Here is a 25542-nt window from a genome sequence, read left to right on the forward strand (position 1 = left end):
GCCGTAAAACTGTGCCTGTCCACCCGCATCATCGTGCCCGCATTGCCTGGCCGGATAGTCCTGACGGTCAGTGAAATCCGGCCAGTTTCAGCGTCGCGGCCACGTTACGCGCCGTCATCTCAACATTTTTCCCGGCATTCGCGAGTGCCTCATCCAGCGTACAGATGCTGTAGAGCACGCTGAATACCGCATCAATCCCGTGCTGATGCACCACGCCGACATCCGCCGTCAGGCTTCCGGCGATGCCAATCACCGGCTTGTTAAAGCGCTTTGCCACGCTGGCGACCCCAATCGGCACCTTGCCATTAATACTCTGGCTGTCGATACGCCCTTCACCGGTAATCACCAGATCCGCATCTTTGACCTCTTCAGCCAGCCCCAGCGCCTCAGTAACAATCTCAATGCCGCGCCGCAGCTCCGCCTGACAGAAGGCGTGCAGCGCCGCACCCATCCCGCCCGCTGCACCACCGCCGGGAATATGCAGCACATCGATATCGAGATCGCGGTGAATAATCGCGGCGTAATGGGCCAGCGCCTGATCGAGCTGCTGCACCAGCGCCGGGGTCGCCCCTTTCTGCGGACCGAAAATGGCCGATGCGCCCTCTTTGCCGGTCAGCGGGTTAGTCACATCACAGGCCACTTCGATGCGGCACTGATGGATGCGGGCATCCAGCGCGTCAATATCAATGCTGGCGAGGTCAGAGAGCGCGCCGCCACCGTGACCAATCTCGTTGCCCTGGGCGTCGAGCAATCGGGCACCCAGCGCCTGCATCATCCCGGCACCGCCATCGTTAGTGGCGCTACCGCCGATACCAATAATGATGTGAGCAACGCCTTTATCCAGTGCATTCCTGATCAACTCGCCGGTGCCAAACGACGTCGTTATCAGCGGGTCACGCTGTGAAGCGGGCACCCGCTCCAGTCCGCTGGCCGCCGCCATTTCGATATAGGCGGTACGTTCATCTCCCGACAGACCATAAAAGGCATCAACTTGCGTGCCTAACGGACCTGTCACCTTCAGCCTGACGATCTTTCCCTTCGTCGCCGCCACCATCGCTTCTACCGTGCCTTCGCCACCGTCGGCGACCGGTATTTTCACGTAATGCGCATCGGGAAAAATGTCACGGAAACCCGCTTCAATCGCCGATGCCACATCCAGGGCGGATAAACTCTCTTTATATGAATCCGGTGCGATTACGATTTTCATAGGCAATCCGAGCGCAGTTGAGTAATTGAAACGGCTCTTAACCCGTCCGGTTTCAGAAAACCGGTACCGGGTTTTAGCGGGCGATTTCAACCTTCGCTAACTTCTCATAATAGCAGGCCAGCGCACTGTGGTCGGCGGTACCCTGACCATCGTTGCGCAGCGCCTGCATCATCTCCATCACCGCCGCCGTCAGCGGCAGATGCGCGCCGATGCTGTGCGAGGTATCCAGCGCGTTCGCCAGATCTTTGATATGCAGATCGATACGAAAGCCCGGTTTGAAGTTGCGGTCCATCACCATCGGCGCTTTGGCATCAAGCACCGTGCTGCCCGCCAGGCCACCGCGAATCGCCTGATAAACCAGATCCGGATTCACCCCCGCTTTAGTCGCCAGCGACAGCGCCTCGGACATAGCCGCAATGTTCAGCGCCACAATCACCTGGTTTGCCAGCTTGGTGACGTTACCTGCACCGATGTCGCCAGTATGCACGACCGATCCCGCCATTGATTTCATGATGTCGTAGCAGGCATCGAACACGGCTTTATCGCCGCCAACCATCACAGAAAGCGTGCCTTCAATCGCTTTAGGTTCGCCGCCGCTGACCGGCGCATCCAGCATTTTGATGCCTTTTTCTGCCAGCGCATCGTGGACCTCACGGCTCGCCAGCGGCGCAATCGAACTCATGTCGATCACCACCAGGCCCGGTTTCGCCCCTTCGACAATGCCATTTTTACCCAGGCAGACCTCGATCACCTGCGGCGAGTTAGGCACCATGGTAATCACCACGTCGCACTGTTCAGCCACCTCTTTGGGCGATTTCGCCACGGTCGCGCCCAGTTCCGTCAGTTCCGCTTCGTTTTCGGCGTTGTGATCGCGTACCACCAGCGAATAACCGGCTTTCACCAGATTTTTACTCATGGGTTTGCCCATAATGCCCAGGCCAATAAATCCAATTTTCATTGCGTTTCTCCTTGATCGATTAGCGCTTAAATTTTTCGCATAACGCCTGCGAGGCGTTGCGGAACATTCCGACATCGCTGCCGACGGCCACAAAGGTGGCTCCCCACTCCAGATAGCGACGCGCGTCCGCTTCCACCGGTGCCAGGATGCCGCTCGGCTTACCGGCCGCTTTGGCACGTTCAAAAATGTGTTTAATCACTTTCAGCACTTCAGGATGTGCAGGCTGACCGAGATAGCCCAGCGCAGCGGAGAGATCGCCCGGCCCGACGAAAATACCGTCGACGCCATCCACCGCCGCGATGGCGTCAATGTTGTCGACCGCCTGCTGGGTTTCGATCTGAACCAGCACCGTGATGTTGTCATTAATGGTGCTGTTGTAATCCGGCAACGTGCCGTACATGTTGCTGCGGTGGGACACCGAGACACCGCGAATCCCGGCGGGCGGATAGCGGGTAGAGGCCACGGCACGGAGGGCTTCCTCTTCGGTTTCGACAAACGGCACCAGAAAATTGTTAAAGCCGATATCCAGCAGACGCTTAATGATCACCGGCTCGTTGCAGGGCGGGCGCACCACGGGGGCGCTGTGACTGCCTTTCAGCGCCATCAGCTGCGGCACAAAGGTCGTGATGTCGTTGGGCGCGTGTTCGCCATCCAGTACCAGCCAGTCGAAACCGGCCAGCCCCAGGATTTCAGTTGAGATCGGGCTGGCCAGCGCACACCAGCTGCCAATCAGGGTGTCGCCCGCTAACAGGCGACGACGAAATCCATTGGGCCAGGCTGCATTACTCATGGTTGAACTCCTGTGACGGTGGCTCCGCGGCGGGAGCCAGAAAGGTTAACGTACCAGGCACGGGCGTTTATTGTCGAAAGTCCATCCCGGTACTAAAAATTGCATCGCTTCAGCATCGTCACGCGCACCCAGCCCCTGCTTCTGATAGAGCGCATTGGCCTGCATCACCTGATCCATATCCAGCTCTACGCCAAGACCCGGCTTCTGCGGCACCTGCACCATGCCGCCTTTAATCTGGAACGGCTCTTTGGTCAGGCGCTGATTGCCTTCCTGCCAGATCCAGTGGGTGTCAATGGCGGTGATCGCGCCCGGTGCGGCGGCGGCAACGTGGGTAAACATGGCCAGCGAAATGTCGAAGTGGTTATTGGAGTGCGAGCCCCACGTCAGGCCAAAGTCGTGACACATCTGCGCCACCCGCACCGAGCCCTGCATGGTCCAGAAGTGCGGGTCAGCCAGCGGAATGTCCACCGACTGCAGCGACAGGGTATGCCCCATCTGCCGCCAGTCGGTGGCGATCATATTGGTGGCGGTGGGCATGCCGGTCGCACGGCGAAACTCCGCCATCACTTCACGCCCTGAGTAGCCCTGCTCTGCGCCACAGGGATCTTCTGCGTAGGCCAGCACATCTTTGAGCTGTTTGCCGAGCATGATCGCCTCGTTGAGCGACCAGGCCCCGTTGGGATCGAGGGTAATGCGAGCTTCAGGAAAACGTTTTGCCAGCGCCGTAACCGCTTCGGCCTCTTCACCGCCGCGCAGCACGCCACCTTTGAGTTTGAAGTCGTTAAAACCATATTTCTCATAGGCCGCTTCCGCCAGACGCACTACCGCATCCGGAGTCAGCGCCTCTTCGTGGCGCAGGCGATACCAGTCGCACGGATCGTCTTGCTGATTCTGATAAGAGAGCGAGGTTTTAGTGCGGTCGCCGATGTAGAACAGGTAACCGAGCATCTCAACACGGTCACGCTGTTGCCCGTCACCCAGCAGCGAGGCAACGTTGACGTCCATGTGCTGACCCAGCAAATCAAGCAGCGCCGCTTCGATGCCGGTCACCACATGAATCGTAGTACGCAGATCAAAGGTCTGGTTGCCGCGTCCACTCGCATCGCGATCGGCAAAAGTACTGCGCACCAGGCTGAGGGTATTTTTGTACTCGCCCAGCGTTTTGCCGATCACCAGCGAGGCGGCATCTTCCAGCGTCTGACGGATTTTCTCGCCGCCCGGGATTTCACCGACACCGGTATGTCCGGCGTTATCTTTGATAATCACAATGTTGCGGGTAAAGAATGGCGAGTGAGCGCCGCTGAGGTTCAGCAGCATGCTGTCATAGCCTGCGACCGGAATAACCTGCATGGCGGTCACTTTCGGTGTTGAACTCATCTCCTGCTCCTTATGCTGTTTCCCGGCCAAATGCCGGGCGCTTGCGGTCAAAAGTCCAGCCGGGGATCAGATACTGCATCGCCGTCGCGTCATTACGAGCCCCGGCGGGCAGTGACTGATAAAGCTGATTGGCTTTGTTTACCTGGTCCCAGTCGAGCTCAATGCCCAGACCCGGTGCATCCGGTACGGCAATTTTTCCGTTGCGGATTTGCAGCGGATTTTTCGTCAGGCGCTGATCGCCCTCCTGCCAGATCCAGTGGGTATCAATCGCGGTGGGATTGCCCGGCGCCGCCGCACCCACATGGGTGAACATCGCCAGGGAAATATCGAAGTGATTATTGGAGTGGCAACCCCAGGTGAGACCCCACTCATCGCACAGCTGGGCGACACGCACGGCACCGCTCAGCGTCCAGAAGTGCGGATCCGCCAGCGGAATATCGACCGCATTCAGCATCACCGCGTGGTTCATCTCGCGCCAGTTGGTAGCGATCATATTGGTGGCGACCGGCAGGCCGGTGGCGCGCCGGAACTCGGCCATGACTTCACGCCCTGAATAGCCCTGCTCCGCGCCACAGGGATCTTCGGCGTAGCTCAGCACATCCTGCATCCCTTTACACAGCGCAATCGCCTCATCCAGCAGCCAGGCACCGTTGGGGTCAACTGTGATGCGGGCGTCGGGAAAGCGCTGCTTGAGCGCCGCCGCCGTGGCAATCTCCTGCTCGCCCGGCAGTACCCCGCCTTTAAGCTTGAAATCTTTAAAGCCGTACTTATCCTGTGCCGCCTCAGCCAGCCGCACCACGGCATCGCTGGTCAGCGCTTCCTGATGGCGCAGGTGATACCAGTCGTGACTGGCCTGCTCACCAGTGAGATAGGGCAGATCGGTTTTGCGCCGATCGCCGAGATAGAACAGATAGCCCAGCACCGTGACTTCATCACGCTGTTTGCCCGGCCCCAGCAGTTCAGCCACAGGGACGCCCAGACACTGTCCCAGCAGATCGAGCAGCGCCGCTTCCAGCGCGGCCACCGCATTGACCCGCAGCTCAAAGGTCCAGGCACCCTTGCCAAAGGTGGTGAAGTCAGCCGACTGATTCCCCTTGTGTACCTGCTGCACCAGACGGTTCATGCGGGCAATTTGCTGGCCTTTCACCTGCGGAATCGCCTCCACCAGCGTCTGATAGATGGTGTCACCGCCGGGCGCCTCACCCACGCCGGTATGGCCGGCGCTGTCGGTGAGGACCACAATGTTGCGGGTAAAACAGGCGTTGTGGGCACCGCCAATATTAAGCAGCATGCTGTCGTAACCGGCGATCGGGATAACCCGCATCTCCGTGATTACCGGCGAACTTTGCGTATTCATGATGCGTCCTTACCGTGCCAGGATTTCAGTTCGACACGTTTGATATCGCCGGCAATGACCAGGAAGCTGAATGCCGCAACAAAGGCATGAATGCCGACATAGATCAGTGCACCTTCAAAGGAACCACTGGTGGCGATGATGTAGCCGATAGCAATTGGGGTCACGATGCCGGAGAAGTTACCGAACATGTTAAAAAGGCCGCCGCTGAGGCCGCTGATCTCTTTCGGCGCGGTATCTGCCATCACCGCCCAGCCCAGCGCACCAATGCCTTTACCAAAGAACGCCAGTGCCATAAAGAACACCACCACCCATTCGGTCTCGGTGTAGTTGCACATCACCATCGAAATAGAGAGCAGCATGCCGAGCACGATTGGCGTTTTACGCGCAATATTCAGCGAGCCGGTTTTACGCATCAGCCAGTCGGAGATGACTCCGCCCAGAACGCCGCCGAGGAAACCGCACACTGCCGGAATCGAGGCGATAAAGCCCGCTTTGAGAATCGACATGCCGCGTGCCTGCACCAGATAAACCGGGAACCAGGTGATGAAAAAATAGGTTAAGGCGTTAACACAGTACTGACCGAGGTAGATACCCAGCATCATGCGTGACGTCAGCAGCTGCCTGATCTGGAACCACTTTTCGCTCCAGCTCACCTTACGGTTATCCTTTTTAACATCCATGTTAATCAGCGCACCGCCCTGTTCCATGTATTCCAGTTCAGCTTTGTTCACGCCGGGGTGGTCGGTGGGATCGTGGATCACTTTCAGCCAGATAAAGCTGAGGATAATGCCCAGGCCGCCCATGAACCAGAATACGTGCGCCCAGCCCACTTCAGAGACCAGCCAGCCCATGATGGGTGCAAAGATGACGGTGGCGAAGTATTGCGCGGAGTTGAAGATCGCCACCGCCGTGCCGCGCTCCTGCGCCGGGAACCAGGCGGCTACAATCCGGCTGTTGCCGGGGAAGGAAGGCGCTTCAGCCAGCCCCACCAAAAAACGCAGAATAAACAGCGACATGATGATGCCGAAGCCGCTGAAGATATCCACGAAGCCCTGCAGCAGCGTAAACAGCGACCAGGTAAAGATGCTCCAGAAATAGACGCGTTTAGAGCCGAAGCGGTCAAGCAGCCAGCCGCCCGGAATCTGGCCAATAACGTACGCCCATGAGAAGGCAGAGAAGATATAGCCAAGTCCGACCGAATCGAGGCCGATATCTTTGGACATCGCGGAACCGGCAATCGAGATGGTTGCGCGGTCACCGTAGTTGAATGAGGTGACGATAAATAACATCACCACAATCCAGTAGCGGGCATTGGTGCGCTTCTGCACCGTTTCCGCGGTCTGGCTGAAACTATTCATGATGCACTCCTGAAATATAGCGTGAGCTACATTCGCTCTGACTGCATACACATCGCGTTGGGTATCAGAGAGAAGTTGGGTTAAACACGGCGATCTTGTTGTTCTGGCAAACCTTTATTTATCCATCTGCGAGGTGGCAGCCAATGCGCTTCTGCGATCTCTGCGGATGAGTAATACGTCGTGACAGATAACCTGACTTTGGCTAACGGAATCCAGTATAAGAACAGCCTGAAGCGAGCACATTGGAACATCGCCCTGGAATATCACCCGTGCAGAAGTGATTGTGTGGCGGATGCACAAAACCCTGCGGGATGGCTCACGAAAGCGGCAAATAACTGAGTAAAAACCGCCTCAGGTAACGTTTTCCCCCGCTGTTTGTGAGGTTCTTCACTTGCTTCTGGATAATCGCCTCAAATCGATAAGGTGAATTGTCTCAATGGTGGTCATTTGCACAATGCGCCCCTCATGCAACCTCCCTATACTGAAGATGGCAAACAAACGTGTGACAGGTCAGAACATTACAGCGTGCCGCACAAGTACGGCACGACAGACGGGAAGGTGAGCGATGTACCCCAAATCAGATGAACAACCGCTCTATATCAAAGTTCATGAGCACGACAATGTGGCGATTGTAGTTAACAGCCAGGGTCTGCCGGCTGGCACGCAGTTTGCGGATGGTCTGACACTCACAGAGCATGTGCCACAGGGTCACAAAGTCGCGCTGCGCACGATTAACCAGGGCGCAGAGATCGTGCGTTACGGTGAAGTCATCGGCTATGCCTTACGGGATATTGCCCAGGGCAGCTGGATTGATGAGTCGCTGGTCGCACTGCCGGAAGCGCCTCCGCTGGCGAGTCTGCCGTTAGCCACACAGGTTCCGCCTGAATTGCCGCCGCTGGAAGGCTATACCTTTGAAGGTTATCGCAATGCGGATGGCAGCGTCGGCACGCGTAACCTGCTCGGCATCACCACCAGCGTCCACTGTGTGGCCGGTGTGGTGGATCATGTCGTACAGATCATTGAACGGGATTTACTGCCACGCTATCCGAATGTGGATGGCGTGGTCGCGCTCAACCACCTTTATGGTTGCGGCGTGGCGATTAATGCACCCGCGGCGGTCGTGCCGATTCGCACCATTCATAACCTGGCGCTGAATGCCAATTTCGGTGGCGAAGTCATGATCGTCAGCCTGGGCTGTGAGAAGTTACAGCCGGAGCGTCTGCTGACCGGCACGCCCGACGCGCAGGCTATTTCGCTGGACGATCATGACATCGTGCGCCTGCAGGATGAAAAGCTGGTGGGTTTTGGGGCAATGGTGAATGAGATTCTGCAGGTAGCGGAGCGTCATCTCCAGCGGCTCAATCAGCGCCAGCGCGAAACCTGTTCTGCTGCAGAACTGATTATCGGCATGCAGTGCGGTGGCAGCGATGCGTTCTCGGGCGTAACGGCAAATCCGGCGGTGGGCTTTGCCTCTGATCTGCTGGTGCGCTGCGGAGCAACCGTGATGTTTTCGGAAGTCACTGAAGTACGCGATGCGATTCACCTGCTAACGCCGCGGGTAATTAATCAGGAAGTCGGTAAGCGCTTACTGGAGGAGATGGCCTGGTATGACAACTACCTCGACCAGGGCCAGACCGATCGCAGCGCGAATCCGTCGCCGGGCAACAAAAAAGGCGGACTGGCGAACGTGGTGGAGAAAGCGCTGGGATCGATCGCCAAATCGGGGCGCAGCGCCATTGTTGAAGTGCTCTCGCCCGGTCAGCGGCCTACGCGACGTGGCCTGATCTACGCGGCGACGCCTGCCAGCGATTTTGTCTGCGGTACGCAGCAACTGGCATCCGGTATCACGCTGCAGGTGTTTACTACCGGCCGCGGAACGCCTTACGGTCTGGCTGCGATTCCGGTCATCAAGATGGCAACGCGCAACGCGCTGGCAGAGCGCTGGCATGATCTGATGGATATTAATGCCGGGACGATTGCGACCGGTGAAGAGAGTATTGAGCAGGTGGGCTGGCGGTTGTTTGAGTTGATTCTGGATATTGCCAGTGGCAGGAAGCAGACCTGGTCCGATCGCTGGGGCATCCGTAATCAGCTGGCGGTGTTTAACCCGGCACCGGTGACCTGATATCACACGCCAGGCTTATCCTTATGCTGCGATAAGCCTGGCGTTGCCATCAGAGCTGCGCGCCCCAGGCTTCAACCCACGGAGAGGTCACCGCTTCCGGTTCTGGATTTTCAGTGGCATCAACCAGTAACACCTCACCGACCCGCTGTGCGCCCTGCTCCTGCAGCAGCGCATCGAAAGTTTTACCCGCGCCACAAAAATGGTCATAACTGCTGTCACCCAGCGCAATCACGCCGTAGCGCAGCGCGGGCTGATGACCCAGCTTATCTTTAACCGCATGGAACAGGCCTGAAATCGTGTCGGGAAAATCGCCCTGTCCGGTGGTTGAGGTGACAATTAACGCCACGTCGCTTTCATAGTTCTGCCAGTCTGCCAGCGTCGGATCGTCAAACACGGTGACGCTGTGACCCTGCTGCTGCAGAAGGGGCTCCGCTTCTTCCGCTACCAGCAGCGCATTGCCGTATACCGTCCCCACAAAAATGCCAATCTTTGCCATCTGCTTTCTCCCTTATTCTGAAACGTTATCCTGTCCTGGCGCTGCGTTAAACTCAACCCGCGGCACCTCAGGAATGCGATCCTGCCAGCCAAACTGGTTCATCACGTTCTGCCAGACGCCATCCAGCCCGGCGCGGATCAGTAAAGGTTCACCGGTCACCGGATGGGTGAGTGCCAGGCTGCTGGCGTGCAGCATCAGCCGGTTAGCGCCAAAGTGTTCAGCAGCCCCCCGGTTCTGGCGCAGATCACCGTGCGCCGAATCGCCAATAATCGGATGACGCAGGTGCGACATATGACGACGCAGCTGATGTTTGCGGCCGGTTTTAGGTGCCATTTCGACCAGGCTGTAACGCGAAGTGGGATAGCGGCCAATGCCAACCGGCATCTCGACCGTCGCCAGTGACTGATAATCGGTGACGGCGGGCTGTGCGATGCGCGCTTCAGTGGCGTGCCTGTCAGCAATTTTATCCAGCTCTTCCACCAGCGGATAATCGAGCGTTCCGCTACTCTCCAGCCAGCCGCGTACGACAGCATGATAGGTTTTCTGCATCTGATGCTGTTCGAACTGCAGGGAAATCAGACGACCGACTTCGCTTGAAAGCCCCATCAGCAGTACGCCAGAGGTGGGTTTGTCCAGACGATGTGCGGTAAACACATGCTGTCCAATCTGATCGCGAACGGTCTGCATCACAAACACGGTTTCATGGCGATCCAGCCAGCTGCGGTGAACCAGCCAGCCGCTGGGTTTGTTGACGGCAACCAGCCACTCATCCTGATAGAGTATCTCCAGCATCAGTTGGCTGCATCCTTGATCAACGCGTCAAGCTGACGCAGGGTCAGCAGCAGCGGCGCAATACCGGGCTGGTCAGGCACCATCGCCACCTCGTAGTAGGGTGCAACCGCAAAATTTTGCGGTAACGGATGCTGAGCCGCAATCAGGGCATGCATCCGCGGGACCAGCACCCACTGGAGCCACTGGAGCGGCTCCAGCGTATCCAGGCAAAAGGGTTCACGGCTCTCGAGCGCGTCTCTGGCCGGAGGGGTACTCTGCCAGAGATGGTGCTCACGCATCACCGCTTCCAGTTGCTCAAGCCGTTGCGTAATCAATTGTTCAGGCGTCATGCGCCACCTCCGGCAAGCAGTCAAAATTGGGCGGCAAGCATATCACTTGTTGGCACAGGCACAAAAAAAGGGAGCACTGTATAAACAGTGCTCCCGGTTCGTTTGCAGCCATCCTGCTACGTTTTTGCTCCCTGCTCGTCCATGACAACTTGTCCAGTGCGAACTCCTGTCGCGCATCATCCTGATGTATCCTTAGCATCCTGGCCCACCACCTCTTCTGAGGGGGTTCTCATTCTCCATCCTGGAGGTGTCCCTTACTCACTCCTGAGCGATCCTGTTTCATCCTGAAACCTTCCGTGTGCCGTAAGCTCCGTTACGTTCCTGCCTCATGGCTTATCATCATCCTGACGATATCTGTTTCCTGAGCATCCTGCAGTGGGAAACATTTTGACAGAACTCGTTACGTGCACAAGGTACCTGCAGCGAAACTTTACGAAATGTGCTGCACAAATTCAGATTAACGCCATTAAGTTGATGATTCACAATATTTTTACATCACGGCCTTCCGGATGTCTCAACTGTTATATGGCGATCTCTCACAGTATATGTAAGAGATCTCTCACAAGCCAGGCGGCAAATCACTGCAATTCATATGATAACCGGTTGTAATGACTTAAGAAATATTTCAAGACTTTTTGCCAGTACCACGCGCTGTTTACGACCAGGCTGTTCCAGAATCACTTCGCCGCTGAGATTAGACAGGGAGATGATCTCCTCCTCTGAGTCGGTGGTGGCAATGAATAGCGTAGGCGACTGTCTGAGGCGGCGCTGCATCACCAGATGCCCAATCAGATTCTCCTGTAACCGCAGGAAATCCTCTTCACTCCACACCTGCAAAAGGGTCAGCTGATTCTCACCAAAACGGGCCTGCATATCGCCGGCAAACTGCGTGCTATAGAACTCCGTGATCGGCGGCTGAAGCTGGATGTCGACCGCCCGCTCAACCGCATCCAGCGTCGGTGGCAGACTAAACGGCTGCGGCTGCCAGACGACCCGCTGCTCGCGATCTTCAAGTGCGCAGGGCGAAGGGACGCCATAGAGATCGCTGCTGGCCGGCGCATGCCCGGTCTGCTGAAGCCAGTGCTGGCAGTATCGAATGGTAAAGTCACGCAACGCGGCGGCAGTTTGCTGCATCATTCATATTCTCACTTCTGATAGGTTACACTTAGCCACTTTGATTAATTTTGGTGGTAACCGCAATGACTACTCACGAACAGGATCAGGCGCTCAGTAACCTGAAGCTGGGCAAACCCACAGCCTATCACGATCAGTATGACAACAGCTTACTGCAGGCGGTACCGCGCAGCCTGAACCGTGAACCGCTTGGCCTGTTTCCCGACAGTCTGCCCTTTACCGGCAGCGATATCTGGACTCTGTATGAACTCTCGTGGCTCAACAGCAAAGGTCTGCCACAGGTTGCCATTGGCGAAGTGATGCTGGATGCGCAGAGCCGCAATCTTATCGAGTCGAAAAGCTTCAAGCTCTACCTGAACAGCTTCAATCAAACACGCTTTGCTGACTGGGGCGAGGTCCGTCAGACACTGGAGCGGGATCTGAGTGCCTGTGCAGAAGGTGACGTGCGGGTCGCGCTGTTCCGGCTCAATGAAATAGAAGGTCAGCCCATCGGTCATTTTGAAGGGAGCTGCATTGATGAGCAGGATATCGCCATCGAGGATTACCGCTTCAATGCTGATTATCTGGCGGATGCCACCGGCAGCGAAATTGTTGACGAGACGCTGGTCAGCCACCTCCTCAAGTCAAACTGCCTGATTACCAATCAGCCTGACTGGGGTTCGGTGATGATCCGTTACAAAGGCCCGCGTATCGCGCGTGAGGCACTGCTTCGCTATCTGGTCTCATTCCGCCAGCACAACGAATTTCACGAGCAGTGTGTTGAACGCATCTTTAATGATGTGATGCGTTTCTGCCATCCGGAAGCGCTGACGGTCTATGCGCGCTATACCCGACGTGGCGGGCTGGATATTAACCCGTGGCGCACCAATGTGCCCTTCTCGCCCGGTTTTTCGCGGCTGGTCCGTCAGTAGTTTGCGAGACTTCTCTCAGGCTGGATGCCGTAAGCGCAGTTCCGCTTGAGCTGTGCGGGCCGACAAGGCTACTCTGGTGCAGGCGGCAATCTGCGGGTTGCCGACCAGGGATTTTCGTCACTGCCGTTGCAGTGCCAACACGCACCCAGGCGGGTGTAAAGGAGTTCATTTGATTACCCATATCAGCCCACTCGGCTCAATGGATCTGCTCTCGCAGCTGGAAGTCGACATGCTCAAGCGCACAGCCAGCAGCGACCTCTACCAGCTGTTTCGCAATTGCTCTCTGGCTGTGCTTAACTCCGGCAGCCAGACTGACAGCAGCCACGAACTGCTCTCCCGCTTTGAAAACTTCGACATCAACGTATTGCGCCAGGAGCGCGGCGTCAAACTGGAACTGATCAATCCGCCGGAAGAGGCATTCGTGGATGGCCGCATCATCCGCTCACTGCAGGCTAACCTGTTTGCGGTGCTGCGTGACATCCTGTTTGTCAGCGGCCAGCTCAACATACCGGGCCGGTTAAGCGCAGCCGAAGAGAATGATTCCGCCACCATCACTAACACGGTGTTTTCCATTCTGCGCAATGCGCGGGCTCTGCATATCGGCGAGTATCCCAACACCGTAGTCTGCTGGGGTGGTCACTCAATCAACGCCGTTGAGTATCAGTATTGCCGCAATGTCGGTACGCAGCTTGGACTGCGTGAGCTGAACATCTGTACTGGCTGCGGGCCGGGCGTGATGGAAGCGCCGATGAAAGGCGCAGCGGTTGGCCATGCTCAGCAGCGCTATCGCGACAGCCGCTTTATCGGCCTCACCGAACCCTCAATCATTGCAGCTGAACCGCCGAATCCACTGGTGAATGAGCTGATCATCATGCCGGACATTGAAAAACGTCTGGAAGCGTTTGTGCGCATCGCCCACGGCATCATCATTTTCCCTGGCGGCGTCGGTACGGCTGAAGAGCTGCTCTATCTGCTCGGCATCCTGATGAATCCGCAGAACAACGATCAGGTGTTGCCGCTGATTCTGACCGGGCCGAAAGAGAGCGCCGATTACTTCCGCGTGCTGGATGATTTCATCGTTAACACCCTGGGTGAACAGGCGCGTAAGCATTACCAGATCATCATTGATGACGCGGCAGAAGTGGCGCGTCTGATGAAGAAAGCGATGCCGCAGGTGAAAGAGAACCGTCGTGAAACCGGCGATGCGTACAGCTTTAACTGGTCGATTCGCATCGAGCCCGATCTGCAGGTGCCGTTCATGCCAACGCATGAAAATATGGCCAATCTCAATCTCTATACCAATCAGCCTCCCGAGAAGCTGGCTGCCGACCTGCGGCGCGCCTTCTCAGGTATCGTCGCCGGTAATGTCAAAGAGATGGGCATCCGAGAAATCCGCGAGAAGGGACGCTACAGACTGCATGGCGATCCCGACATCATGCACCGCATGGATGAGCTGCTACAGGGATTCGTTGCCCAGCAACGCATGAAACTGCCAGGCACCGCCTACATCCCCTGCTACGAAATTATCAAATAAACCAGGAGGCAGCCCCCGGGCTGCCGATACGCTCATGGCTCTTCATCTTGTTATTGTTGACGCGCTGAATCTGATTCGCCGTCTGCATGCGGTACAAGGCTCACCCTGTGTCGACGGCTGCGTGGCTGCGCTGCGCCAGGTTCTGGGCCACGCCCGCCCGACTCACGCTGTAGCGGTTTTTGATGGCGAGGCACGTCATCAGGGCTGGCGACATCAGCTGCTGCCCGATTACAAAAGCGGTCGCCCGCCGATGCCAGACGATCTACAGGCAGAGATGCCGGCGTTGCAGAAGGCTTTTCGTTCGGCAGGTGTAAGTTGCTGGATAGCGGGCGAAGATGAGGCAGATGATTTAGCGGCGACGCTGGCGGTGAAAATGGCGCAGGCCGGACACCAGGCCACCATCGTGTCCACCGACAAAGGTTACTGTCAGCTGCTGGCCCCCGAAATCCGCATCCGCGACTACTTCCAGAAACGCTGGCTCGATCTGCCTTTTATCGAAGCTGAATTTGGCGTAGCACCCCAGTTACTCCCCGACTACTGGGGATTGTGCGGCATCAGCAGCAGTAAAATCCCAGGCATCACCGGCATCGGCCCAAAAAGCGCGAAACAGCTGCTGGCAGAGTTTCATACGCTTGAAGGGATCTATCAGCAACTGGATCAGGTGCCCGCTAAATGGCGGGAAAAGCTTGCAGAAGGCCAGCAGATGGCTGAGATCAGCCGTCAGGTGGCCATGCTGAAGCGGGATCTGGTATTGCAGGGCAATCTGAATACGCTGCGTTATACCGGCTGAATGCAGCTGCACTCAGCCCGGCGATTAACGTTCGTCGCGACGGCCACCGGTCGCTGCCCACATACGGCGCACATGTACCGTTACCTCTTCGCGGTCATGGTAAAGCTGGCGGGCACGAATCTGCACGTTGATGCCATTCTCATCAAAGCGCTCCTGCATCATGGCCAGATTCTGCGTGACCTCTTCATAACGCTTTTTCATCGGCAATTTGAGGTTGAAGATCGCTTCACGGCACCAGCCGTTCACCAGCCAGTCGGTCATCAGGCTAGCCACACGCACCGGCTTCTCGACCATGTCACACACCAGCCAGCTGATATTGGTGCGAGGTGGACGGAATTTAAACCCATCGGCTTTCTCGTGCATAACCTGGCCGGTATCCATCAGGCTCGGGGCCATGGGTCCGTTGTCAACCGCATAAACCATCATGCTGCGCTGGACAAGCTGATATGTCCAGCCGCCCGGACAGGCACCCAGATCCACGGCATACATGCCGCTGGCTAAACGCTCATCCCACTCATCCGCAGGAATAAAGACGTGAAACGCCTCTTCCAGCTTGAGGGTCGAGCGGCTTGGTGCATCGGAGGGGAATTTAAGCCGTGGAATACCCATGTAAAACGGCGAGCTGTTTTCCCGGATGGAATAGCCGACGTAACAGGTGCCTGGCGCGATGAAAAACACATGCACAACCGGGCGTTTCGGACTTTCATAGTTCAGCAGAATCTTGCTTTCACGCAGTGCTGAACGCAGCGGCACGGTGAACTTGCGGCAGAATTTGGTCAGCTCTTTGGCTTCGTTAGTGTCCGGCACTTCAACACGCAGTTCGCCACCCTTCTCCACCACGCCGGTCAGCATGCCGACAATCGGAGTGATGCGATCTTCCTGCGGCAGGTCACGCAGCATTTCACCGACAACCAGCATCTGGCGGGCAAAGATCAGCTCGTCAAACGGTAACTCACGCGCCAGACGCTCAGCATCTTCAAACTGGTAGCACTCAAACAGCACGTAGCCGGAGTCATCTTTAACCCGCGGAAAGCCGTAGATTTCACGTTCAGCCGCTTTGGCGCTGATTTCTGCCGCACACTCTTTTTCAAAACCGGGACGACAATAGAGTAAAACTTTATTCATGGCGTTCTGCCTTTCGTTTAAGACGCAGCGCGCCAATCAACATCAATACCCAACCGACGAGGAAACAGACTCCGCCTACCGGTGTGATAAAAACCCAAAACTTCAGATGTGACAGCGCCAGACAATAGAGGCTGCCACTGAACAGTACGGTGCCGAGCGCCATCAGCGCACTGCTCCAGTAAAACCAGATATTGGCGCGGCGTAACATCGCGGCACCCAGTCCCATCACGGCTAACGTGTGATAAGCCTGATATTCCAGCCCGGTATGAATCCAGGCCATTTCAGCCGCGCCCAGCGACTGACTTAAAACGTGGGCACCAAATGCGCCAAAAGCCACCAGCAGAAATCCACTGATAGCCGCAAAAATAAACATGGCACGACTGGACATTAACCGATCCTCAGGATGCTTTTGCATCGTAATGCAAATAAATCAAGATGTTATTGTTGATAGCGAAAGCGGAATTTTTCTTGTTCGGTTGCAGCTTTTTCCAGAATCCACTGTCGGAAGGCGGCTATTTTACCCAGTTCTGCCTGACTGTCATGACAAACCAGATAAAAAGCGTTTTTACTGACTAATACATCATTAAACGGGCAGATTAATCGCCCGGCCTCTATTTCGCTCTGCGCCATGACGTTGTTGGCCAGCGCCACGCCCTGACCATGAATCGCCGCCTGCAACACCATCGCGCTGTGGCTGAAGATCGGCCCCTGCTGCACATTGATATGCTGTAAACCCAGCTGGCGGATATACGATTGCCAGTCACGGCGGGAGGCGTCATGCAGCAGAGTAAAACGTGACAGGTCCACTGGCGTTTTCAGCGGATTATCGCCGGTCATCAGTGATGGCGAACAGACCGGCAGCAGATATTCGGCATAGAGTTTTTCAACCCGCAGGCCGGGCCAGTTGCCGCGCCCGTAGAAAATTGCCACGTCCACATCGTCGGCCAGTTTCTCTTCATCGCGGTCAACTGCCTGGATACGCACGTCGATTCCCGGATAAGCCATATTAAAGCTGGAGAGGCGGGGAACCAGCCACTGAATAGCGAAGCTCGGCAGTAAACTGACGGTCAGCGCGCCCTTGGCACTGCGCGCCTGCAGTTTGCGGGTCGCTTCGTTAATTGCCGAGAAAATCTCTTTGATGTCGAGATAGTAGCTTTGCCCTTCTTCGGTCAGTAACAGCGAACGATTCCTCCGGCGAAACAGCTTTAATCCCAGAAAATCTTCCAAAGATTTAATCTGATGGCTTACGGCAGCCTGGGTGACAAACAGCTCTTCAGCGGCTTTGGTAAAGCTTAAATGGCGCGCAGCGGCATCAAAAACCCGCAGTGCGTTAAGAGGAGGAAGGCGTTTCGACATGGTTTTCCGTATCCGGATCGGCGAAAAATACGCAGGCTCATATAAAGCGTTTACGTATTAGAATTTTTAATCCGAGGCATTATAATTTGTCCGTTGAGGAACCTCCAGCAAATACCTATAGTTGCCGCACTTCCTGAGCCGGAACGAAAAGTTTTTAGATTTGTGAGTGAGTTCGCAGATTTTCTGAAAGCTTTTGGCTTGTGGTCGTGATGTTGTGTTTGCAATTTTTGATCCGACGATTGCGGATCGAACTCTTAATTCCTGTAGATTTACCCTGTCTGTCCATAGTGATTTTTAAATAGCACCGCAAATTGCGGTGCTTTTTTTTTACTGCTTACTTTGACTCGACCATTTCTTTGACATCAGAGCGGTTAATCTGCTGCTCGTTGCCATTCGCGTCTTTATAGCTGATCATGCCGGTATCGTTGTCAACTTTAGGCTTGCCGGCAGCCACGATGGTGCGACCATCGTTGGTATGCATGACATAATTGCTTGAACAGGCACTCAGGGTAAAAGCCAGAGTACACACGGCCAGGACTGCGGTAAGTTTTTTCATCTGCTATCTCCTTGTAGATTGATTGCATCAAACCACCCGCGTTACGCTAACCAGAGGCAGCCGATAAGTGAGATCGACTATTAAACGTCCAATCGTTATGCGGGTTTGGTTCAAACCTTGCAATATTCAGCATAACGCGCTTTTCCAGCTTTGCCAGACGCAGACCATTCTTTCAGTGTGGTCCTAATTTTTCTTCTCATGGACCCGGCATGACCGCATTTAATCCCACCGCATTCCGCCAGCAGTTTCCCGCGCTCGCCGACGCTGGCGTCTATCTCGACAGCGCCGCGACCACGCTGAAGCCGCAGGCCGTGATTGACAGCACGCAGCAGTTTTACAGCCTCAGCGCGGGTACGGTTCATCGCAGCCAGTTTGCCGCCGCCCAGGCCTTAACCCAGCGCTATGAACAGGCGCGCAATCAGGTTGCCCGCTGGATTAACGCCGCGGACGATCAAGAGATTGTCTGGACGCGTGGCACCACCGAAGCGATAAACCTGGTGGCAAACAGCTGGCTGCGTCCGCGCCTGCAGCCCGGTGATGAGATCGTGGTGAGTGAGGCTGAGCATCACGCCAACCTGGTCCCCTGGCTGATGGCTGCGCAGGCGTGCGGTGCCCGCGTCGTAAAATGGCCGTTAGGGCCAGATCGTCTGCCCGATATCAGCCTGTTACCCGCCCTGCTTAACAGCCGTACCCGCCTGCTGGCTGTGGGTCAGATGTCGAACGTCACCGGGGGATGCCCCGATCTCGCACAGGCGATTTCACTGGCACATGCCGTGGACGCGAAAGTGATGGTCGATGGCGCGCAGGGGGTGGTGCACTGCCCGCCTGACGTTCAGGCGCTGGATATCGACTTTTACGCTTTTTCCGGCCATAAAATTTACGGCCCGATGGGCATTGGCGCGTTATATGGTAAAGCTGAACTGCTGGAAGCGATGGTGCCCTGGCAGGGCGGCGGTAAGATGATCATGGATGTCGACTTCAATGGTTTCACGCCGCAGCCGGTACCGTGGCGTTTTGAGGCTGGCACCCCGAATGTGGCTGGCGTGGTGGGATTGAGTGCGGCACTGAGCTGGCTGGCGCAGTACGATCTGCCCGAAGCCGAGCGCTGGAGTCAGCAGCTTGCCTCGCTGGCGGAAGAGCAGCTTGCAGAACTGCCCGGCTTTCGCAGCTTCCGTTGTGGCAGTGCCAGCCTGCTGGCCTTTGAATTCTCAGGTCTGCATCACAGTGACCTGGTAGCGCTACTGGCCGAGCAGGGAATCGCACTGCGCGCCGGTCAGCACTGCGCGCAGCCCTTGCTGGCGGCGCTGGGCGTCAGTGGCACGCTGCGCGCCTCTTTTGCACCCTATAATAATCTGCAGGATGTTGATGCGCTGGTGCGCGCCATGAAGAGCGCCATCGTGCTGTTATCGGAGTTTTGATTATGCGTTCATCGCGGTTAGCGCCACATCCGTTTGGCGAACAGATTACCGTTACCAGTCTGAAAGAGAGCTTCGGCCGCTTTCACCAGTGGGAGGATCGCTATCGTCAGCTGATTCAGCTGAGCCGCCAGTTACCTGCCTTGCCGGAGGAACTGAAAACAACGGAAATTGAACTGAGCGGGTGTGAAAACCGGGTCTGGCTCGGCAGCCAGCTGTGTGAGGATGGCTCACTGCACTTCTATGGTGACAGTGAAGGACGCATCGTGCGCGGCCTGCTTGCCGTGCTGCTGACCGCGGTCGAGGGCCAGACGCCGCAGCAATTACTGGCCACCGATCCCTTAACCCTGTTTGATGAACTGGGGCTGCGTGCCCAGCTCAGCGCCTCACGCAGCAGCGGTCTGCAGGCACTGACCGCTGCGGTAGAGCGTGCCGCGCGTCAGGCGCTGACGGCGTCCTGACGCGCGGCGCGCGCCAGAAATTTCTTCAGCGCATGCGAAACGGCCACAAAGCCGAACGTCGCGGTCACCATGGTGGCCGCGCCAAAGCCGGATGTGCAATCCATTCTCTTCGGACCCGCTGCGGTGCTGCGTGAAGCGCAGACGCTGCCATCCGCCTGCGGATAGACCAGCGCTTCGGTAGAAAAAACGCAGTCGATGCCGAGTTTACCCTTGCTGCTTTTCACCACGCCCAGGCTTTTCAGGCGCTCGCGCAGCTTCGCCGCCAGCGGATCCTGAATAGTTTTCGCCAGATCGGCGACCTGGATCTGGGTCGGATCAATCTGTCCGCCCGCGCCACCGGTGGTGATCAGCGGGATCTTATTCCGGCGACACCAGGCGATCAGCGCCGCTTTAGGGCGCACGCTGTCGATCGCGTCGATCACATAGTCGAAACCGGCGGCCATCAGTTCGGCGGTGTTCTCGGGCGTAATAAAATCATCAATGCAGATCACGTCGCAGTCCGGATTAATCGCCCTAAGTCGTTCCGCCATCACCTCCGTTTTGGCTTTGCCAACGTTGCCCTGCAGCGCATGAAGCTGTCGGTTGGTGTTGGTAATGCAGACGTCATCCATATCTATCAGGGTGATTTTACCAATGCCGGTGCGCACCAGCGCTTCTGCTGCCCAGGAACCCACGCCGCCGATACCGATGACGCAGAAGTGCGCGTCAGCAAAACGTTGCAGCGCATCCTGGCCATAGAGACGCGCTGTGCCGCCAAAGCGCTGATGCCAGGCGTCATTTAACACTTTCATAGTTGAACCTGTTACGTCGTGCGGGCCCGGAGGCCCGCAGAGAAGACATTAGTTAGAGCCGAGAAGCAGTGAACCATTATTACCGTTTTGCGGGCTGGAGAACAGCGGCTGTCCGGCCCCCGGTGCGGCTTTGATCACCCAGACGCGGCCATAGTGATTATAGAAGCCCGCCAGATGTGCGGCGTCCGGGCCGATACCCTGATAGATATCAAAGTGTTGTCCTTTAATCGCGCCACCCACGTCGAGCGCCACCATCAGGCGCATCTCATATTTGCCGTTGAATTTGCCCTTCTCATTCAACTGCGGCACTTCTGCCAGCAGCACCGTGCCCGCCGGAATAATTGAGCGGTCAGAAGCCACCGAGGCTTTCGCTACCAGCGGAACGGCGCTGGCACCGCGCACCGGCGTAAATGGCTCAGCCTTAAAGAAGACAAATGACGGGTTGGTTTCCAGCAGCGCGCGCACCTCCTGGGGTGAGTGCTCCTGGGCCCACTGGCGAATCGCCTGCATCGACATATCTTCGCGCTTCACTTCACCGCGGTCGATTAGCTCCTTACCGATACTGTGATAGCCCCAGCCATTTTTACCGGCGTAACCAAAGAAGGTCATCGGGCGGCCATCGCCAAAGTCGACGTAACCACTGCCCTGCACATCCATCATGAAGTTATCAATCAGCGAGTTGCTGTAGGCAATGACGTAGCGGTCATCAAGTCCGCCACTATAGATAGAGGCGCGGCTCGGTAATTTCTCTCCGCGTTTGCGCGGCGGCATACGGTAGATCGGATACTGGAATTCGCCCTGACGTGTATAGCGCGCTTCGACGACCGGCGTGTAGTAACCGGTGAACTGCACGTTACCGTAGTTGTCCGTGCCCTCCATCTGCCAGGCGTTCAGGCCATACTGGCGAAGCTGCCGGGTATCGGCGCCTGCCATCAGCCAGCTTTCAATCGCGCTGTAGGTACCGTTCTGACGACTATAAAGAGCAGATGAGGCAGACTGAATCTGGCGCACCTGATCGCCAAAGTCTTTGCCATTAACCGGCGCGCCTTTAGCATTGGGCTGATTCACCAGCGCCAGCGGCTGTTCAAGTTTGCCATCTTTATATTGCTGACCGCGATCGGTCGGTTTAGAGCTACAGGCCGCCAGCAGCGTGATTAACGCGCCAGTGAGTGCATACTTCACCCAATGTGATTTCATTCTCTTCTCTTTTTATAACTGTTCGCCCCGCGACGATAGCAAAGCCCCCGACAGAATGAAATGTATCCGTTTTGACGCAGCGCATATCAGTTCAATAATTAATCAGATGGCTGAATCCTTCAGCAACTGGCTGTTAATTTGGCTTTTATCTTTAAAAAGGGGTTGCATGAATTAGCGCGGAGAGTATAGTGCGCTTCCACGGACGCGGGGTGGAGCAGCCTGGTAGCTCGTCGGGCTCATAACCCGAAGGTCGTCGGTTCAAATCCGGCCCCCGCAACCAATACTTCTGCAGCAGTTTTACAGAAGTCACAGTGTGAGAAGTAAAAGTAATAGAAGCAATACGGACGCGGGGTGGAGCAGCCTGGTAGCTCGTCGGGCTCATAACCCGAAGGTCGTCGGTTCAAATCCGGCCCCCGCAACCAATACTTCTGCAGTTGTTTTACAGAAGTCACAATGTGAAATAAGTATGATACGGACGCGGGGTGGAGCAGCCTGGTAGCTCGTCGGGCTCATAACCCGAAGGTCGTCGGTTCAAATCCGGCCCCCGCAACCAATCATTTAAACACCTGAAAGGGTGTTTTTTTGTTTCTGCCGTTCGCAAATTCCTCTTAAGCTTCTCTCCCGCAGATAAATGCGCGGATAGCCGTGACTACCCGCACACCTTTACCGATGGGCCAGAGCCGCCCCACTCTCTACATACGCTTTGATACCGTTCAGAATCGCCTCTGCCACCTGATGCTGATAGCGGGTGGTTCGCAGCTTCCGCTCCTCTTCCACATTACTGATGAACGCGGTCTCTACCAGGATTGACGGGATATCCGGGGCTTTCAGCACCGCAAAGCCAGCCTGATCCACGGTGCGTTTGTGCAGATGGTTGATGCGCCCCATTCGATGCAGCACCTCTTTACCAAACTTCAGGCTGTCATGAATCGTCTGCCGCTGCACCATGTCGAACATGGTGTGATCAAGATAGCGGTCGCCGCTTTTGCTGACGCCGCCAATCAGGTCTGATTCATTCTGGGTCTGCGCCAGGAAACGGGCGGCGGCTGAAGTGGCACCGCTGGTGGATAAGGCAAACACCGAAGAGCCGCGCGCCGCGCGACTGGTAAACGCATCAGCATGAATAGACACAAAGAGATCGGCACGCTGTTTACGGGCTTTGGCGACCCGGACGCGCAGCGGAATAAAGACATCTTCATTGCGCGTCATATAGGCTTTCATGTGGGGCTCTTTATCGATCAGCGCTTTGAGTCGCCGTCCGATCTTCAGCACAATATCTTTCTCACGAGTCTTATATTTGCCGTGCGCGCCAGGATCTTCTCCACCGTGACCGGGATCGATCATGATGATAATCGGACGATCGCGTCCCGCTTTGCCGGGTAACGGCGCCTGCACCCCTTCATCCTTCTCCAGATCGCCCTGATTATAATCTTTCAGCAGAGCCAGCAGCGGATCGTCTTCCACATGGTTCTGGGTCGGATAGAGATCGACCACCAGCCGGTGGTTGATCCCGGCGACCGGTGCCAGATTAAAGATCTTTGGTGCGACGTTGCGCTTCAGCTCCAGAACAACACGCACCGTGTTGCTGTCGAACTGACCGACCCGGGCATTTTTGATAAAGGGATCGTCGACCCGAACCTGCTTATCCACCCCTTTCAGGGCCGAATTAAGATGCAGGCCCTGAATGTCTATTACCAGTCGTTCGGGATTGCTCAGCGCAAACTGCTTATATTTCAGCGCGACACTGGACTCCAGCGTCATGCGCGAGTAGGTGGATGAGGGCCAGATACGCACCGCCACAATGTGGTTTTTTGCCGCCAGGCCTGTGCGGCTGACGCTCAACAGCAGTAAGGCGCCTGTCCCCTGTAAAAAACGTCTGCGTGAAAAATGGGAATTACCGTCTGACATGCCGCTCCAGCTGCTGTGTTATGTCTAAAAAAGCGCCAGTTAATCAAATGGCGGCGAAAACTTTATCCAATCCGCAGGATGATGTCACCCCGGAAACCCTAAATAATGCAGGCTGTTAGCGGCTTTGACACCCATAAAAACGTAAATTTTCGTCAGGATTAAAACTTGCAAAATCGGGCTTAAAAGCATAAAAATACAGAAAATACGAATAAACATTCACTGAGGGTTGGCCGTGAAGGAACGTAGTACCGAACTGGTTCAGGGTTTTCGCCATACCGTTCCCTATATCAATGCCCACCGGGGTAAAACCTTTGTCATCATGCTGGGTGGCGAAGCGATTGAGCATGAGAACTTCTCTGGCATCGTTAACGACATCGGCCTGCTGCACAGCCTGGGCATCCGCCTGGTGGTGGTTTATGGCGCACGGCCACAGATTGATGCCAGCCTCGCTCAGCAGCAGCTGGAACCGGTTTATCATAAATTTACCCGGGTGACCGACGCGCAATCGCTGGAGTTAGTGAAGCAGGCTGCCGGCCGGTTGCAGCTCGATATCACTGCCCGTCTCTCAATGAGTCTTAACAACACGCCACTGCAGGGCGCGCATATCAATGTGGTTAGCGGCAACTTCATTATTTCACAGCCGCTGGGCGTGGATGATGGCGTGGATTACTGCCACAGCGGGCGCATCCGTCGTATTGATGAAGAGGCGATTCATCGCCAGCTGGATAACGATGCCATCGTGCTGATGGGACCAGTGGCGGTTTCTGTGACCGGCGAGAGCTTTAATCTGACTTCAGAAGAAGTGGCTACCCAGCTGGCGATTAAGCTCAAAGCCGAAAAAATGATCGGCTTCTGCTCCGAGCAGGGTGTGCTGAACAGCGACGGTGAAATCATCTCCGAGCTGTTCCCGAACGATGCGCAGGCCCGCATCGACGAGATTGAAAAGGAAGGTGATTATCTTTCCGGGACGGTCCGCTTCCTGCGCGGTGCGGTGAAAGCCTGCCGCAGTGGCGTGCGCCGCAGCCATCTCATCAGCTACCAGGAAGATGGCGCACTGTTGCAGGAGCTCTTCTCACGCGACGGTATCGGTACGCAGATTGTGATGGAGTCGGCCGAGCAGATCCGTCGTGCCAATATCAACGACATCGGCGGTATCCTCGAACTGATCCGTCCGCTTGAGCAGCAGGGCATTCTGGTGCGTCGCTCACGCGAGCAGCTGGAGATGGAGATCGATAAGTTCACGATTATTCAGCGCGACAATCTGACCATCGCCTGTGCCGCCCTCTATCCGTTTATGGATGAGAAGATTGGCGAAATGGCCTGTGTGGCGGTTCATCCTGACTATCGCAGCTCCTCACGCGGAGAAATGCTGCTGCAGCGCGTGGCATTGCAGGCGAAGCAGATGGGACTGCAAAAGCTGTTTGTGTTAACCACGCGTAGTATCCACTGGTTCCAGGAGCGCGGCTTTACGCCGGTTGATATCGAGTCACTGCCCGAGAGTAAAAAAGAGATGTACAACTACCAGCGCCGTTCCAAGGTGCTGATGGCCGACCTCACCTGATTCAATCCTGAAGG

General features: G+C 56.2%; 24 protein-coding genes and 3 tRNA genes. 10 read left to right on the forward strand and 17 right to left on the reverse strand.

What is annotated here, in order from left to right:
- Positions 1 to 67: 67 nt before the first annotated feature.
- The 6 genes from QSK07_RS07930 to QSK07_RS07955 all read right to left on the reverse strand — a co-directional run bounded on the left by QSK07_RS07930 (position 68) and on the right by QSK07_RS07955 (position 7047).
- On the reverse strand, positions 68 to 1207 hold the full coding sequence (locus tag QSK07_RS07930) for a glycerate kinase (RefSeq protein WP_098052501.1): 1140 nt from the start codon (positions 1205 to 1207) through the stop codon (positions 68 to 70).
- 73 nt (positions 1208 to 1280) lie between these two features.
- Entirely contained in the window at positions 1281 to 2240 is a 960-nt protein-coding gene (gene garR / locus QSK07_RS07935; RefSeq protein WP_336748708.1) for a 2-hydroxy-3-oxopropionate reductase, read from the reverse strand.
- The gene (garL, locus tag QSK07_RS07940) at positions 2185 to 2955 is read right to left on the reverse strand and encodes a 2-dehydro-3-deoxyglucarate aldolase (protein ID WP_098052499.1); all 771 of its coding nucleotides are present in this window, start codon (positions 2953 to 2955) and stop codon (positions 2185 to 2187) included. The genes garR and garL overlap by 56 nt, the downstream gene beginning before the upstream one ends.
- 45 nt (positions 2956 to 3000) lie before the next feature.
- A complete protein-coding gene (gudD, locus tag QSK07_RS07945; protein ID WP_285721297.1) occupies positions 3001 to 4332 on the reverse strand; it encodes a glucarate dehydratase in 1332 nt (443 codons plus the stop codon).
- A 10-nt stretch (positions 4333 to 4342) separates the two neighbouring features.
- Positions 4343 to 5689, reverse strand: a complete 1347-nt coding sequence (locus tag QSK07_RS07950) for an enolase C-terminal domain-like protein (protein WP_285721298.1) — start codon at positions 5687 to 5689, stop codon at positions 4343 to 4345.
- Positions 5686 to 7047: an MFS transporter gene (locus tag QSK07_RS07955; protein WP_285721299.1), complete on the reverse strand. Its 1362-nt coding sequence runs from the start codon at positions 7045 to 7047 to the stop codon at positions 5686 to 5688. Before QSK07_RS07955 ends, QSK07_RS07950 begins: the two co-directional genes overlap by 4 nt.
- A 565-nt stretch (positions 7048 to 7612) precedes the next feature.
- On the opposite strand from QSK07_RS07955, the gene garD reads away from it, so the two are divergent.
- Positions 7613 to 9172 carry a galactarate dehydratase gene (gene garD, locus QSK07_RS07960; protein WP_285721300.1) on the forward strand — a complete coding sequence of 520 codons (1560 nt, stop codon included), beginning with the start codon at positions 7613 to 7615 and terminating at the stop codon, positions 9170 to 9172.
- 49 nt (positions 9173 to 9221) lie between these two features.
- Here garD and QSK07_RS07965 read toward each other — a convergent pair whose 3' ends face one another.
- The 4 genes from QSK07_RS07965 to syd all read right to left on the reverse strand — a co-directional run bounded on the left by QSK07_RS07965 (position 9222) and on the right by syd (position 11926).
- Entirely contained in the window at positions 9222 to 9668 is a 447-nt protein-coding gene (locus QSK07_RS07965; protein WP_098052494.1) for a flavodoxin, read from the reverse strand.
- A 12-nt stretch (positions 9669 to 9680) separates the two neighbouring features.
- The gene (truC, locus tag QSK07_RS07970; RefSeq protein ID WP_285721301.1) at positions 9681 to 10460 is read right to left on the reverse strand and encodes a tRNA pseudouridine(65) synthase TruC; all 780 of its coding nucleotides are present in this window, start codon (positions 10458 to 10460) and stop codon (positions 9681 to 9683) included.
- On the reverse strand, positions 10460 to 10789 hold the full coding sequence (locus QSK07_RS07975) for a YqcC family protein (protein WP_098052492.1): 330 nt from the start codon (positions 10787 to 10789) through the stop codon (positions 10460 to 10462). The genes truC and QSK07_RS07975 overlap by 1 nt, the downstream gene beginning before the upstream one ends.
- A 588-nt stretch (positions 10790 to 11377) precedes the next feature.
- Positions 11378 to 11926, reverse strand: coding sequence for a SecY-interacting protein (gene syd, locus QSK07_RS07980; protein WP_285721302.1), 549 nt, complete (start codon positions 11924 to 11926; stop codon positions 11378 to 11380).
- 62 nt (positions 11927 to 11988) lie between these two features.
- On the opposite strand from syd, the gene queF reads away from it, so the two are divergent.
- The 3 genes from queF (at position 11989) to xni (ending at position 15158) form a co-directional block, all read left to right on the forward strand.
- A complete protein-coding gene (gene queF / locus QSK07_RS07985; protein WP_285721303.1) occupies positions 11989 to 12834 on the forward strand; it encodes an NADPH-dependent 7-cyano-7-deazaguanine reductase QueF in 846 nt (281 codons plus the stop codon).
- 169 nt (positions 12835 to 13003) lie between these two features.
- Complete coding sequence (gene ppnN, locus QSK07_RS07990) at positions 13004 to 14368, forward strand: nucleotide 5'-monophosphate nucleosidase PpnN (RefSeq protein ID WP_275221343.1); 1365 nt, start codon at positions 13004 to 13006, stop codon at positions 14366 to 14368.
- Between the two features lie 34 nt (positions 14369 to 14402).
- Positions 14403 to 15158: a flap endonuclease Xni gene (gene xni, locus QSK07_RS07995; protein ID WP_275221344.1), complete on the forward strand. Its 756-nt coding sequence runs from the start codon at positions 14403 to 14405 to the stop codon at positions 15156 to 15158.
- A 24-nt stretch (positions 15159 to 15182) separates the two neighbouring features.
- Here xni and rlmM read toward each other — a convergent pair whose 3' ends face one another.
- The 4 genes from rlmM to QSK07_RS08015 form a co-directional block, all read right to left on the reverse strand.
- The gene (rlmM, locus tag QSK07_RS08000) at positions 15183 to 16283 is read right to left on the reverse strand and encodes a 23S rRNA (cytidine(2498)-2'-O)-methyltransferase RlmM (RefSeq protein WP_285721304.1); all 1101 of its coding nucleotides are present in this window, start codon (positions 16281 to 16283) and stop codon (positions 15183 to 15185) included.
- Entirely contained in the window at positions 16276 to 16671 is a 396-nt protein-coding gene (locus QSK07_RS08005; protein WP_275221345.1) for a DUF423 domain-containing protein, read from the reverse strand. The genes rlmM and QSK07_RS08005 overlap by 8 nt, the downstream gene beginning before the upstream one ends.
- A gap of 50 nt (positions 16672 to 16721) precedes the next feature.
- A complete protein-coding gene (locus QSK07_RS08010) occupies positions 16722 to 17639 on the reverse strand; it encodes a transcriptional regulator GcvA (protein WP_033733638.1) in 918 nt (305 codons plus the stop codon).
- 334 nt (positions 17640 to 17973) lie between these two features.
- Positions 17974 to 18195: a YgdI/YgdR family lipoprotein gene (locus tag QSK07_RS08015; protein WP_003854643.1), complete on the reverse strand. Its 222-nt coding sequence runs from the start codon at positions 18193 to 18195 to the stop codon at positions 17974 to 17976.
- A 209-nt stretch (positions 18196 to 18404) separates the two neighbouring features.
- Between QSK07_RS08015 and csdA the strand changes: the two genes are divergently transcribed.
- Positions 18405 to 19613: a cysteine desulfurase CsdA gene (gene csdA, locus QSK07_RS08020; protein ID WP_285721305.1), complete on the forward strand. Its 1209-nt coding sequence runs from the start codon at positions 18405 to 18407 to the stop codon at positions 19611 to 19613.
- 2 nt (positions 19614 to 19615) lie between these two features.
- The gene (csdE, locus tag QSK07_RS08025) at positions 19616 to 20071 is read left to right on the forward strand and encodes a cysteine desulfurase sulfur acceptor subunit CsdE (protein ID WP_285721306.1); all 456 of its coding nucleotides are present in this window, start codon (positions 19616 to 19618) and stop codon (positions 20069 to 20071) included.
- Here the strand turns inward: csdE and tcdA are convergent.
- Positions 20050 to 20862, reverse strand: a complete 813-nt coding sequence (gene tcdA / locus QSK07_RS08030) for a tRNA cyclic N6-threonylcarbamoyladenosine(37) synthase TcdA (protein WP_285721307.1) — start codon at positions 20860 to 20862, stop codon at positions 20050 to 20052. The two genes, csdE and tcdA, sit on opposite strands and share 22 nt — an antisense overlap.
- Before the next feature lie 48 nt (positions 20863 to 20910).
- Positions 20911 to 22059 (reverse strand): murein transglycosylase A, encoded by a 1149-nt coding sequence (gene mltA, locus QSK07_RS08035; protein ID WP_013358905.1) that lies wholly within the window; start codon positions 22057 to 22059, stop codon positions 20911 to 20913.
- Between the two features lie 203 nt (positions 22060 to 22262).
- On the opposite strand from mltA, the gene QSK07_RS08040 reads away from it, so the two are divergent.
- The 3 genes from QSK07_RS08040 to QSK07_RS08050 all read left to right on the forward strand — a co-directional run bounded on the left by QSK07_RS08040 (position 22263) and on the right by QSK07_RS08050 (position 22612).
- Positions 22263 to 22339 (forward strand) — tRNA-Met (locus tag QSK07_RS08040).
- A 65-nt stretch (positions 22340 to 22404) separates the two neighbouring features.
- Positions 22405 to 22481 (forward strand) — tRNA-Met (locus QSK07_RS08045).
- 54 nt (positions 22482 to 22535) lie between these two features.
- Positions 22536 to 22612 (forward strand) — tRNA-Met (locus tag QSK07_RS08050).
- Between the two features lie 110 nt (positions 22613 to 22722).
- Here the strand turns inward: QSK07_RS08050 and amiC are convergent.
- Positions 22723 to 23967, reverse strand: coding sequence for an N-acetylmuramoyl-L-alanine amidase AmiC (gene amiC / locus QSK07_RS08055; protein WP_033733642.1), 1245 nt, complete (start codon positions 23965 to 23967; stop codon positions 22723 to 22725).
- Between the two features lie 232 nt (positions 23968 to 24199).
- Between amiC and argA the strand changes: the two genes are divergently transcribed.
- Entirely contained in the window at positions 24200 to 25528 is a 1329-nt protein-coding gene (argA, locus tag QSK07_RS08060; protein WP_013358908.1) for an amino-acid N-acetyltransferase, read from the forward strand.
- The last annotated feature ends 14 nt before the right edge of the window (positions 25529 to 25542 follow it).

It is taken from the genome of Pantoea sp. QMID4, assembly GCF_030270445.1.
GTDB classification, from domain to species: domain Bacteria; phylum Pseudomonadota; class Gammaproteobacteria; order Enterobacterales; family Enterobacteriaceae; genus Pantoea; species Pantoea vagans.